Below are 12,481 nucleotides of genomic sequence, written 5' to 3' on the forward strand. Positions count from 1 at the left end.
ATCTGCTTTTTGAATTTCCTGACCGGCTCATGCAATTCAACACCCAGACGTGTATGCTTAGCCGCTTGAAACTATTACTTGAATATCTTCCATCTCCCGGTGAGACAGAAGATGGTTTTATTGCATACCGCGTACACAGCGGACACACAGGTAGCCTCGTGATCACCCTCTACGGAATCAGCAACTGCGAGCTTTTTATGTGACTTAAACCATATAGATTCTTTTGTATTCTCCGACAGGCTTCTACCTTGTTATAATGGTTTGGTTTAGACAGCTTCTAGAGGGTTTTAGATGATTGCGATTGAAATGTGTGCTGGTGCAGGAGGTCAGGCGCTGGGGTTACATGAAGCAGGCTTTCAACATGCGGCACTTATCGAAATCGATCATCATGCATGTGAAACCTTACGGCTAAATAACAGGCAGCTTGGCCTCGGCTGGGGTGATATTATCCAGGGAGACCTGAAAGATTTTGCCAAATCATCGGCTGAATATGCCAATCGTATCGATCTTGTTGCTGGCGGGGTTCCTTGCCCCCCATTTAGTAAAGCGGGTCAGCAATTAGGCCATGAGGATGAGAGAGACCTGTTTCCCACTGCTTTGCGGGTTGTGAATAAAGTAAAGCCAAGAGCAGTAATGCTTGAGAATGTTCCCGGCTTATTTGAGGAAAAATTCCGCTGGTACCGGGACAAGATATCCGCTGAACTTTCTGCCATGGGATACGAAAGTGAATGGAAGTTACATCAAGCGAGTGATTATGGTGTGCCTCAGCTCAGGCCTAGAGTTATTCTGGTTGCAATGTCTCAGGAAGATTTCAGAAATTTCATCTGGCCTGAGCCAGCAGGAAATACGGCAACTGTCGGTGATACTCTGTATGACCTGATTTCAGAAAGAGGCTGGCAAGGTGCAGCCGAGTGGCGAGAGAGAGCTAATAAGATCGCCCCCACACTGGTTGGAGGTTCCAAAAAGCACGGCGGACCTGATCTCGGCCCTACTCGCGCAAAACGTCAGTGGCGGGAACTGGGAGTTAATGCTCACCGATTGGCCAATGACGACGAAATTCCGGGATTAGACTTCAGGGGTGCAATGAAAAGAGACGGATCTATTCAAGAAGGTTGTGAAAATATGCCTCTTCTCAATGTCAGAATGACTGCACGAATTCAAGGCTTTCCTGATGATTGGAGCTTTTACGGAAGTAAAACACACGCCTATCGACAAGTAGGAAATGCTTTTCCCCCTCCAGTTGCCAAAGCTATCGGGTCTCAGATTATCAAAGCACTACGCGCTGAGCCAAAGGAATGCGCTGCATGAGCATACTATCTGAAGAGAGAACTAATTTTCATCGCTATCTGATTGAGAATGAAATTCTCACTCACGCCCCTTTTTTCAAATTTGATGCCGAATACATATGCAGCAATGCGGATAATGGGCAAAAGCATAGTGTTCTGGTTGCAAATTTGCTTGCCACAAAGGTTGCAAAAAAAGCAGGAGTAATATTAGTTGAGCGCAAAAAGAAAGATGGTCAGACACTTGGCAACGAGTTCGAAGAAGCTTGTGCCCTATATCTGAAGAACACTTTTTTGAGATTAGGAAGCCTCAGGCCGGGAAACTGGGAAGTCCGGAAGATCAGCAGTAGAAAACAATCTGTACTTGGAAAATACGAGCAATACACACATCTTGCTGAGCTGGGACGACTGGCTACTGAGCATTTGGAATTGCGGAACTTTCTGGGCGACGGTTACACCCTTGCACCTGATGTGATTATCTCCCGCATTCCAGAACAAGACGAAGTTATAAACATAAGCTCCAATATCGTAGATAGCGACTCTTGCCATCAGGCAATGCTTAGAGCGACGAACCATAAAAGCGCAATATCTCATATTCTTCACGCAAGCATATCCTGCAAGTTTACTATGCGCTCTGACCGGTCACAGAATACAAGAACTGAAGCCCTGAACCTTATCAGAGCCAGAAAGGGGCGTTCACCACATATTGTATCCCTGACTTCAGAGCCCACGGCCAGCAGAATTGCCTCCCTTGCCCTCGGAACGGGTGATTTAGATTGTGTTTATCACTTCGCTTTATATGAGTTGAGAGAAGCGCTGGTAGAACTTGATGCTGATGATGCGCTTGATCTTCTTGACTCTATGGTTGATGGAAAAAGGCTGAAAGATATCAGCGACCTCCCTCTTGATCTGGCCATTTAATTGACAAGATAAAATAGAATTTTCTTATGATTACTCTTTACGGAATCAACAACTGCGACACCGTTAGAAAGGCCCGTAAGTGGCTTACTGCTGCCGGTATTGAATACCGGTTCCATGACTACCGCAAAGACGGCCTGGACAAGGCTTCTCTGCAAACCTGGTCCAATGAACTAGGCTGGGAAGCACTGATGAATCGTCGTGGCACAACCTGGCGACAGCTACCAGAGCAGCAAAAAGCGTCTGTCGATGAAGCCTCAGCCATTGAGTTAATGCTGGAGCAACCCGCTATAATCAGGCGACCCTTGCTCGACACAGGCTCCAAAAGAGTTCTGGGCTTTTCAGACAAGCAATATCAAACACTTTTTCAGTGAAACGCCTGACTCTTTTCAAGCAGGCAGAATAACAAAGCCCCTTGCAATCGCTGCAGAGGGCTGTCTCCAATTTGATTTGAATATCAGGGGAAGTAATTTATGAACCAAACTCTTTTCAGTCTTGCGATTGGTGTAGGCAGTAAAAACACGAAAGGCGACTGGCTGGAAGTATTCTATCCTATGCCTCTGCTGAACCCATCGGAAAAGCTGGTTGCAGCGATTATCGAGCTCGTTGATTACACTGGCGGCAACACCTGCGTTGAGCTGGACAGTACAACCTGTCATGCGCTTGAAGAGTCTTTCGTCAATCTGGGTGAGGAAGCTCTGGCGAAAATGATGCTGAGCCTTGAAGAAAGTGATCAGCCCCGTGTCATTACTTTTCTGGAAACGGACGACACCCTGAACAGCACGCCTGAAGCTTACCTGAAGCTGCATCTGCTCTCACATCGTCTGGTTAAGCCCCATGGTGTCAAACTGCAAGGGATCTTCCCTCTGTTGCCCAACGTTGCCTGGACCAGTGAAGGAGCTATCGACCTGACAGAACTGCCTGAGCGCCAGCTGAAAGCTCGTGCTGAAGGCCGCTACATCAGCGTAGACTCAGTGGATAAGTTCCCGAAAATGACCGATTACGTGGTCCCTGCCGGAGTGCGTATCGCCGATGCGGCCAGGGTTCGTCTGGGCGCTTATGTTGGTGAAGGCACCACGATCATGCACGAAGGCTTTATTAACTTTAATGCCGGCACCCAGGGTAAGAGCATGATTGAAGGTCGTATCTCTGCCGGTATTATGATTGGTGAAGGTTCTGACCTGGGCGGTGGTTGCAGCACCATGGGTACCCTCTCGGGTGGTAACGACATCGTCGTTTCCCTGGGCGAAAACTGCCTGATCGGCGCCAATGCAGGAATCAATATTCCACTGGGCGACCGTTGCACCATCGAAGCCGGTCTGTACCTGACGGCTGGCAGCAAAGTCAATGTCCTGGACGATCAGAGAAACGTGGTTGAAACCGTCAAAGCCAGCCAGTTGAGTGGCCAGTCTGACCTGCTGTTCCGTCGCAACTCAATTTCCGGTGCCATTGAATGCCTGACCAATAAGTCGGCTATCGCTCTTAACGAAGACCTGCACGCTCATAATTGATAAGTCAGGGCTTCCAGCGCTCTGAACAATTCGGACTACTAAATGAATAAACCAGTCCATTTCTGGCCAAAGCCTTATAAACTTTATTTGAGGTTCTGGTCAGTCGACTGGTTTCTTCTATCAGGCCTATCGAACGGAATGGCCACTCTGTAAGATAAGCGACTTTGATCGATTAATTTCTACCCCTTATCGGCTAATGACTATCGACAAAATCCGGTAGCTTTCATGACATTTTGAATCTCGAAAAGTGAAACCTCTGAAAAGTGACCACTCTTCCAGCAAATCATCCCTCTGACGCCTCTCTGACGCCAGTTGTTGTCAAAAAAACAGCCTGATCTCAGCCTGCCTCTAACAATAAAACCAAACCACCGGAAAACAGTCATCTGGAGCAGGATTCAACGCTCCCTATAATCAACACAAATGGTCTGCATTCATTCTCTTGCAGACCAGACTCTAAAACCATGGATAGGAGTAGTACCATGTCTGCAAGGATGCTGAGCACGTTAGCTATCGTTTTCCCTCTGCTGTTCACGGCAGGTTGTTCCACCACCTCTTCACAGACTCAACCTCAGAAGCCTCACTGGTCGACCTGTATGGCCCAAGGGGGGGTAGTTATGGGGATCCCCGGAGCGGCTTACAATATGGCAACCGGTGGTGCTGCCCTGGTGGCAGGAGCACTGATCGGTGGCACAGCCTGCGCCATGGCAGACCCTGTTACTGAGCCTGAGGGTCCAATGGTTACTAATGGTGTAGAAGAGATGTCCACCGTTAACTTTGACTTTGACTCTTCCAGACTGAGATCGGGCGATCTGGAAATGCTGAACACGCTGATTGGTCAGCTGGATCATGACAGCCACATCGAAATAGTCGGCCACGCCTGTGAGATAGGTTCCCGCTTATACAACCAGAAGCTTTCTGAAAGAAGAGCTGAGGCCGTTAAAGACTACCTGGTGAGCAAAGGGATTCCAGAAGAAAACATGAACGTCAGAGGCAAAGGTGCAGATCACCCACTACGCGGGAATGATACAGAAGAGATGAGACAGGAAAACCGTCGTGTTGAAATCATTCTGAAATGATACCGGCCTGACAGCTAAAACCCCGGCTTGCCCGGGGTTTACTTTTTTGTCATCAGACCGGGAGCTCTACCTCATTGATCCTCAGCAATTCGACTGGCTACTGCACTCTTCTGTTCCTTGTATTTTGCGTCTTTTCGTTTGTTGTAGGGGCGGGCTGCGGTACCACTCATGGTCTCGAAATTAATGGCTCCTATGCCCATTCCCGGTCTCAAAGCCAGTGGCAGTTTGCCACCGTTGAAAAACTCCAGCACAATCTGACCACTCCAGCCCGGGTCAATCCGGTGAGCGGTGACATGCACCATCAGACCCAGTCTCGCCAGAGAAGATCGACCGTCCAGCCAGCCAACAATATCATCGGGCAAGGTAATGGATTCACGGGTAACTGCCAAAGCCAACTCGCCCGGATGAAGGAAAAAAGCTTCGCCATCATTCAGGGCAATCTCCTTGCTCATGATGGAGTCCAGCACCCGATTAATCTCTTCTCTGGGACCACTGATGTCCACAAAAGGGGCTGCATGATCGTTGAACACCCTGAAACTGTTTCCCAGAGTCAGGTCAACACTGACCCCACTGATCTTGCCAGAGCCGGGACGGGGCTCAATAATGATTTTTCCACTGTCGAGGCAAGCTTCTATATCCCGATCACAAAGTCTCATGGTCTATTTTTCCAGCAGCAAGAAGGGAGTGTCTCAACCACAACCCCCAGGATGTTATTAAACGTCATTATACGTGCCCGACAATCAAAGGCGGTAGCCCTCTCCTCGCTTTCTCTGCTACACCTGTTTTTGTTGCTAAAAGCCTCTAAAATGGCTCTGATTGTTGTCAGCAAATAAGATCAGAATGAATGTTTTAGTCGTTTATGCCCACCCGAACCCGGAAAGCTACAATGGAGCACTGTTCAGAATGACCTGTGAACAGTTGACTCTGGCCGGGCACAATGTACACCCACTGGATCTTTATGAGATTGAATTTGAAGCTCGAATGTCCCGTGAAGAGAGACTGAACTACATGACCCGTAACAACACTGACGGGATCGAAAACCAGGTTGCCAAACTGAAATGGGCAGAAGCAGTGGTCTTTATCTACCCCACCTGGTGGATGGGCCCTCCGGCGATTTTAAAGGGCTGGCTTGACCGGGTCTGGCTACCCGGAGTTGTGGCAACCTATGGACCTAAAGGTCTGGAACCGGGCCTGACCCGTATTAAAAAGTTCCTGATCATTACTACCCAGGGGTCATCCCGCTGGCGGATGGCTCTGATAGGCAATCCGCCCAGAAAAATGTTCAGGCTCTCACTGAAAGTGGTATCCCGCTGCAAAGATATAAAGTGGCTGGCGCTTTACGGTATGGACAAAAAAACAGAGGAAGATCGAAAGCAGTTTATGAAAAAAGTCAGTAAGCACCTGCAAGGCTTCTGAAAAACGGGAGAGCAGCCTCTCCCCGTTTTAGTTAGTCGTCACTGAATGAGATGGTTGGCGCTTCGGGCTTCTCAGTATTTTTTAATGCCAGTTCCGCAGCCATCCGTTTAGCCATATCCCTGTAGATCATGGTGATCTGTGAGTCCGGCTCAGAAACCACAGCCGGCTCTCCTGCATCAGACTGTTCACGAATCATCATGGACAAAGGCAGTGCAGCCAGCAGATCAACACCAAACTGGTCAGCAATGCGGGTTCCTCCCCCTTCGCCGAAGAGATGCTCGGTGTGACCGCATTCAGAGCAGACATGCATAGCCATATTTTCAACCACACCCAGCACCGGGATATTGACCTTATTGAACATTTCGATGCCTTTTTTAGCATCGATCAACGCCAGATCCTGCGGTGTAGTCACAATAACACTGCCAGTGACGGGTACTTTCTGAGCCAGTGTCAGCTGGATGTCCCCGGTGCCCGGAGGCATATCGATAAACAGGTAATCAAGATCATTCCACAATGTCTGGGTCAACAGTTGCTGCAGAGCACCACTGACCATGGGACCGCGCCAGACCACCGGAGTATCTTCTGTCACCAGAAACGCCATGGACATGGCCTGAATGCCGTGAGCCTCAATGGGAATAAAGAACTTTTCATTTTTGACTTCCGGACGGGTACCATCAGGCAGGCCCAACAACATCCCGATACTGGGACCATAAATATCGGCATCCAGAACACCAACTCTGGCACCTTCTGCGGCCATCGCCAATGCCAGATTGACAGTGGTGGTCGACTTACCCACACCACCTTTTCCGGAAGCCACTGCAATAATGTTTTTGACACCGGACAGAGCTTCCAGCTCACCCTGAACCGGCGCACTGGACACACGCCAGCCGACAGAGACTCTGGCACTTTCAACACCGGGAAGGTTCTCGATCTTGGCAGCCAGTAACTGCTCAATGCCCCCCTTCAAGCCTTCTGCCGGGTAGCCCAGTTCGACCTTCAGGGTGACTTTGCCCGACTCAATGGAAAGCTCTTTGATACAACCTGCCGTGACCAGGTCCTGTTTCAGAAAAGGATCGTGATAGCCTTGAACAGCGGCTTCAACCGCAGCACGATCTGGGACACTCATGGGCGTCAGACTCCAACCGTTTGAATGGCAGATAGACTAATGATTTCGTTGTTATTCTGCCAGTAAAAAACGAATTTACTGACCATTGGACAGCGACTTTTTCAACTTCTCAAAAGCAGAGCGGCCCGAGTCAGGATCAATGCCCTGCTTTGCCATGGTTTTTCGCAGCGCCTGCTCAGCCTGCTCATCCGCAACCCTCACGGCTTCTTTCGAGCGACTGTCTTCAATACCTTTCATGATTGAAGCCTCAAGATCCTCACCATCAAGAACCCGGTTACAGAGTATGTTGTAATTTCGCTCAAAGATGGGAAAGGCGACTCTTTGCTCTTCACTTCGCAGGGTCATCCAGCCCGTTTCCCGTGCTGCCAGATAGACGGCAATGTGAGACCAACGAGAGTCGCGGCTCTGCTCAGGCGCATAGCAGGCTTCGTAATAAGCTTGCAGAGGCTTTTTCAAGCCCATCTCATCATGATGCAGCTTACAATGTTCGCGTATCTCGCTGAGATCAGGAAAAAATTTAGTGGTATCCAGAACTTTTTGACCAGCCCTGACAATCTTGGCAGGCTTGAATTCTCCGAGCCCCTGAATCCAGACTTTCTTCGCTTCTACCAATGAAGCATCGGTTGGGAAGGCTTTTTTAAACTTTAACGGGAAGGCGGCTTCCAGCATGGTAAACAGAGTATTAATGGCATACTTTGTCTGTTGAGCTCTTTGCAAGGTTTCACGACTGGTCGTCTGACTCGTCGAAGTCGAACTGGAGTCCATCTGCCCAGCTGGTGTCTGTAAGTTTTTCGACAGTTGATTTATGAGTTCGTTGCCCTTCTTCACTTTGACCCCGCTTCCACTGGTAGATCACATGGTTCTTGAACTTATTCTGCCAGGCTTTGCGAGCTTCACCGGTCTCCAGCCAGTAGAGCTTGAATTCCGGAAGTTGGGCAAGGGTAAAGTCTGCCGGAATACCGTGGTGCGCCTCAAGAAACTCTATGTAAACTGCATCAGGCGTAAAATCCTCAGGCAGAGGCTGAACCCTGGCGCCCTCCGCAAGCGTCTTCGACTGAGCGGCTGTCGCTCCAGTCGTCTGTCGGGCAAACACAGGATGTTCTTCTCCACGTTCCTGAGCAAAATCCTGAAATGGAGACCTGTCTCCGGAAGCCCACTCTCTTCGCAGTTTTTGCTTCTGGCGTTCTTCGTCAGTCATGAATTTAACAATACCTGCCTTCCCGGCTTCGGTCTACCGGTTGTAATAATGGAACAGCCCTGCGCTGTCAGATAAGGCCAAAGGCGAAGACGCCAGCCAGAGACAGGATCATTCCTCCGTTAAGGAGGCAGAAACCTGTCTTAAGATTTTGTGCTGAGTAAATCCCTTCGGGAGCCTGAAGCCAGGCCGGACAGAACCCATTTACTCCCGGAATTTGTCCCATACCTGTAACGGGAAGCCGGTTATTTTAACGCCAGTAAAGCCGGATTGAATAGCGGTATTTTTACTTTCTTCGGGCGGTTTCACCCAGACCAGACCTGTCATGCGCTGGCGACTTTTCCTTTGTAGCTTTTAAGTGATCTTACTTTTTTCACAGGGACAAAAATTTCATCTGAACACGAGATAAATTTCAGTGGCTATTGATTTAAAGTAAGCTGTGTTGCCAAAATAACCCTCTTCAAGGCCTCTCATAGCAGCACTTTGTTCTGCTTCGCTGAGGTAGCCCCACACATCACCGATTTTTAAATCGGTACCCGATCAAGATTTTTTGGTCGTTCGGTTAACTCCTTGCAAGCACTATTGTCGGTTGCATCGTATGCTACTCGAATTGGAGATAAAAACAGGCACCTATTGACATATCACCCACTAACACCTAGTTTTACCCTAACACGCCCGCCATGCCTCTCGACGAAGCACACTCTGGCCTTTCAGCAGCCATTGATTCGAAGTAAGCTGTTCTGCTGAAAAGGTCTTGAGAGCTGTTCCTCAGTCTGTGCTTTCAGTAGCCATTGATTCGAAGTAAGCTGTTCTGCGTATGCCGTGCGTCGTCAGTTCACACTGGGCAATCTTTCAGTAGCCATTGATTCGAAGTAAGCTGTTCTGCAGACGGACGAATTCTTTTGCCAAGGTTGCGAGTTGCTTTCAGTAGCCATTGATTCGAAGTAAGCTGTTCTGCTGCCCATATTGAACTGATTGATGTGATAACCCCACTTTCAGTAGCCATTGATTCGAAGTAAGCTGTTCTGCAACAAAACCAAACCGCCGGCCAAGGCGAAAGCTAAACTTTCAGTAGCCATTGATTCGAAGTAAGCTGTTCTGCGTTAATCTTTTTCGTCATCTCCGTAAGCGACGTTCTTTCAGTAGCCATTGATTCGAAGTAAGCTGTTCTGCCAGAAATGGGGCATGGATACAATTCGCTGGGTGTCCTTTCAGTAGCCATTGATTCGAAGTAAGCTGTTCTGCGAAGCTACTGCGTACAGTCGCTCAAAGCTGATTACTTTCAGTAGCCATTGATTCGAAGTAAGCTGTTCTGCGAAAGGCCAGCAGCTCGGTGATGAAAATTCACCTTCTTTCAGTAGCCATTGATTCGAAGTAAGCTGTTCTGCTGCTGAAGTGCTTGATATGTCCGGTGAAAGGATCAACTTTCAGTAGCCATTGATTCGAAGTAAGCTGTTCTGCGCTTGACCACTTCCAGGAAAGGCCACCGTCTTCCCTCTTTCAGTAGCCATTGATTCGAAGTAAGCTGTTCTGCCCCGGTAGCGCCAGCAGAAAACCTTCCTGCCGCCCTTTCAGTAGCCATTGATTCGAAGTAAGCTGTTCTGCAATCTTTGTGTGTGCTCGTAGTGGCGATCCGGAATCTTTCAGTAGCCATTGATTCGAAGTAAGCTGTTCTGCGAGAACACATTCACTACAGAGACCAGGGCAAAGTCTTCTTTCAGTAGCCATTGATTCGAAGTAAGCTGTTCTGCACGCCGTACAGGATGAAACAGGGACTTCTGACTGACTTTCAGTAGCCATTGATTCGAAGTAAGCTGTTCTGCCAAAGCGACTGACGGCATGGCTCCGGAGGGTAGCTTTCAGTAGCCATTGATTCGAAGTAAGCTGTTCTGCGTTCTGCTGCCTTCGTTCGTAGCGTTTGCAGGAATACTTTCAGTAGCCATTGATTCGAAGTAAGCTGTTCTGCACAACCGTTTTATTCAGTTTGAATCCCCGGAATATGCTTTCAGTAGCCATTGATTCGAAGTAAGCTGTTCTGCTCAAGCGTCTGGAAATTAACAGGGCATATATCTATCTTTCAGTAGCCATTGATTCGAAGTAAGCTGTTCTGCGCAACGCCAGAAATTCGAGATCGTCCTTTGCTAACCTTTCAGTAGCCATTGATTCGAAGTAAGCTGTTCTGCCGGTGCAAAGCGTGGTGGACGCCATCAACGCGCTCTTTCAGTAGCCATTGATTCGAAGTAAGCTGTTCTGCTCAGATATTTGATGACCCTCAACAGGGCTGGGTGACAACTTTCAGTAGCCATTGATTCGAAGTAAGCTGTTCTGCGAATCACAAGTGCCAGATAAACGAACTGGATGAACTTTCAGTAGCCATTGATTCGAAGTAAGCTGTTCTGCGGATATGTGGAGCCAGTCAGCCGAAGAGTTGATGATCTTTCAGTAGCCATTGATTCGAAGTAAGCTGTTCTGCTCACCAAGAAGATATGGTAGAACATGGTCTCCATTCTTTCAGTAGCCATTGATTCGAAGTAAGCTGTTCTGCACCCGGACGTGGAAAATGACATCCGGGACATGCCCTTTCAGTAGCCATTGATTCGAAGTAAGCTGTTCTGCGGTTTTTTATTTGGGCTTAGTTGTGTTGTACGGACTCTTTCAGTAGCCATTGATTCGAAGTAAGCTGTTCTGCCTACATAGGGGCGGGGATTAATGTCATAAAACCCCTTTCAGTAGCCATTGATTCGAAGTAAGCTGTTCTGCTGCTGGTGCGGGTATCCTTGCAGTTTCTCTTGGATCTTTCAGTAGCCATTGATTCGAAGTAAGCTGTTCTGCTTTATCGACAAATTACAACCGTTATTGCTGTTAAGCTTTCAGTAGCCATTGATTCGAAGTAAGCTGTTCTGCTCCTCACATAACCAATTGATTTTTATTGGTATAATCGAGGCAGAACGAATATTTTTTTCGAAAGTACCCAGCCTGCATAAAAAGGCTGTCTTTTTTCGAAAAAACGAGTAAGCTGAAACTAGCTCGAATCATATGCTCTGAAATCATAGAAAATCGCGATATGCGAACCAGCTCTCTGGATTGCCCATGCTGGTGTTTAATACCATTAATCTCGATCGTTGCAATAGTGCAGGTATTCGCACGAAGTGCACTGAACGTCAGCCTTTGCGGGACTGTGGGGTAGGCTTACTCTACTGAGGCTCGTGTTTATTTCATCAACCTTCATTTTAACTTCATTTCTTAGCGATAACGTCAGCTCGTAGTAGTGTGCTTTCGCTTTTCTTCCTGTGGATACAAAAAAAGCTGGGCATTTTCGCCCGTAACTATTCTCTGCCGCCATACCATAAGCTGCTGCTTGTAAAACCTGCCCTTTGGTTGGCTTTCCTTCACCCAGTTTGAATTCTACGATATGTACTGTTTCATCGTTTAGAAGAACCAGATCAATGCGACCATGCATAGCTGGCTCGAAGGATTGTACAGCCTGATCAAATAGCTGCTCAGCGTTTTCGATACCGTAACGGCTAAGCTTTCTGCGGCGAGACAAAAAGTCTTGACGGTTGTGAAATTGCTGACCCTGAGCCACCCACATCGGTCGCAGCGGCTCCAGAGCTGCCACTTCCTGAAACCATGGAATACGGGGGCAAAACTGATATTGTCGTAAGTGTCTTATGGGTAAGCTAGAGTATGTCATAGTTCAGTGGCTCGTGAATATCTGCTGGTACTGTGCCAACAAAGTGAGTGAGTTGATCAGTCAGGTTGGCTCGAATCAAAAAAGCTCTGTCGCTTTCTTCTATAAGCTCCTCGAGGACTCTCATAGCAGCACTTTGCTCTGCCTTGCTGAGATAGCCCCACATCACCGATTTTTGAATCGGTACCAGACCAAGATCTTTTAGTCGGTCGGTGAGTTCTTTGCGCGCCTTATTATCTGATACATCGTACGCTGCTAGCATTTG

13 protein-coding genes and 1 CRISPR repeat array are annotated in these 12,481 nt (G+C 48.2%); of the genes, 6 read left to right on the plus strand and 7 right to left on the minus strand.

The genetic code is table 11. The annotated features are described in order from the left end of the window. Nucleotides 1–291 precede the first annotated feature (291 nt). From ACO6V5_RS12050 to ACO6V5_RS12070, 5 genes are all read left to right on the plus strand, one after another. Nucleotides 292–1,308: a DNA cytosine methyltransferase gene (locus ACO6V5_RS12050; RefSeq protein WP_422137394.1), complete on the plus strand. Its 1,017-nt coding sequence runs from the start codon at nucleotides 292–294 to the stop codon at nucleotides 1,306–1,308. Next, entirely contained in the window at nucleotides 1,305–2,204 is a 900-nt protein-coding gene (locus ACO6V5_RS12055) for an NgoMIV family type II restriction endonuclease (protein WP_422137393.1), read from the plus strand. The genes ACO6V5_RS12050 and ACO6V5_RS12055 overlap by 4 nt, the downstream gene beginning before the upstream one ends. A gap of 26 nt (nucleotides 2,205–2,230) precedes the next feature. After that, entirely contained in the window at nucleotides 2,231–2,575 is a 345-nt protein-coding gene (locus tag ACO6V5_RS12060) for an ArsC family reductase (RefSeq protein WP_422408852.1), read from the plus strand. 99 nt (nucleotides 2,576–2,674) lie between these two features. Then, nucleotides 2,675–3,712, plus strand: a complete 1,038-nt coding sequence (gene dapD / locus ACO6V5_RS12065) for a 2,3,4,5-tetrahydropyridine-2,6-dicarboxylate N-succinyltransferase (protein ID WP_422132831.1) — start codon at nucleotides 2,675–2,677, stop codon at nucleotides 3,710–3,712. A gap of 479 nt (nucleotides 3,713–4,191) precedes the next feature. Further along, on the plus strand, nucleotides 4,192–4,788 hold the full coding sequence (locus ACO6V5_RS12070) for an OmpA family protein (protein WP_422132830.1): 597 nt from the start codon (nucleotides 4,192–4,194) through the stop codon (nucleotides 4,786–4,788). A gap of 71 nt (nucleotides 4,789–4,859) precedes the next feature. On the opposite strand, the gene dcd is transcribed toward ACO6V5_RS12070, so the two are convergent. Further along, nucleotides 4,860–5,444, minus strand: coding sequence for a dCTP deaminase (gene dcd, locus ACO6V5_RS12075; protein WP_422132829.1), 585 nt, complete (start codon nucleotides 5,442–5,444; stop codon nucleotides 4,860–4,862). A 184-nt stretch (nucleotides 5,445–5,628) separates the two neighbouring features. On the opposite strand from dcd, the gene ACO6V5_RS12080 reads away from it, so the two are divergent. Next, complete coding sequence (locus ACO6V5_RS12080) at nucleotides 5,629–6,204, plus strand: NAD(P)H-dependent oxidoreductase (RefSeq protein WP_422132828.1); 576 nt, start codon at nucleotides 5,629–5,631, stop codon at nucleotides 6,202–6,204. 31 nt (nucleotides 6,205–6,235) lie between these two features. Here the strand turns inward: ACO6V5_RS12080 and apbC are convergent, their stop codons facing one another. The 6 genes from apbC to cas2 form a co-directional block, all read right to left on the minus strand. After that, nucleotides 6,236–7,330, minus strand: a complete 1,095-nt coding sequence (apbC, locus tag ACO6V5_RS12085; protein ID WP_422408849.1) for an iron-sulfur cluster carrier protein ApbC — start codon at nucleotides 7,328–7,330, stop codon at nucleotides 6,236–6,238. Nucleotides 7,331–7,405: 75 nt separating this feature from the next. Next, nucleotides 7,406–8,095, minus strand: a complete 690-nt coding sequence (locus ACO6V5_RS12090) for a replication protein P (RefSeq protein ID WP_422408847.1) — start codon at nucleotides 8,093–8,095, stop codon at nucleotides 7,406–7,408. Further along, nucleotides 8,052–8,528 (minus strand): DnaT-like ssDNA-binding domain-containing protein, encoded by a 477-nt coding sequence (locus tag ACO6V5_RS12095; RefSeq protein WP_422132825.1) that lies wholly within the window; start codon nucleotides 8,526–8,528, stop codon nucleotides 8,052–8,054. The genes ACO6V5_RS12090 and ACO6V5_RS12095 overlap by 44 nt, the downstream gene beginning before the upstream one ends. Before the next feature lie 201 nt (nucleotides 8,529–8,729). Next, a complete protein-coding gene (locus ACO6V5_RS12100; RefSeq protein ID WP_422132824.1) occupies nucleotides 8,730–8,852 on the minus strand; it encodes a hypothetical protein in 123 nt (40 codons plus the stop codon). 380 nt (nucleotides 8,853–9,232) lie between these two features. Beyond that, nucleotides 9,233–11,429: a CRISPR direct-repeat array (repeat unit 37 nt; unit sequence CTTTCAGTAGCCATTGATTCGAAGTAAGCTGTTCTGC). A gap of 205 nt (nucleotides 11,430–11,634) precedes the next feature. Continuing rightward, nucleotides 11,635–12,219 carry a CRISPR-associated protein Cas4 gene (gene cas4, locus ACO6V5_RS12105; protein ID WP_422408844.1) on the minus strand — a complete coding sequence of 195 codons (585 nt, stop codon included), beginning with the start codon at nucleotides 12,217–12,219 and terminating at the stop codon, nucleotides 11,635–11,637. Further along, complete coding sequence (gene cas2, locus ACO6V5_RS12110) at nucleotides 12,206–12,478, minus strand: CRISPR-associated endonuclease Cas2 (RefSeq protein ID WP_422408842.1); 273 nt, start codon at nucleotides 12,476–12,478, stop codon at nucleotides 12,206–12,208. The genes cas4 and cas2 overlap by 14 nt, the downstream gene beginning before the upstream one ends. Nucleotides 12,479–12,481: the final 3 nt, after the last annotated feature.

It is taken from the genome of Endozoicomonas sp. ALD068 (assembly GCF_049310145.1).
Taxonomy (GTDB): Bacteria; Pseudomonadota; Gammaproteobacteria; order Pseudomonadales; family Endozoicomonadaceae; genus Endozoicomonas_A.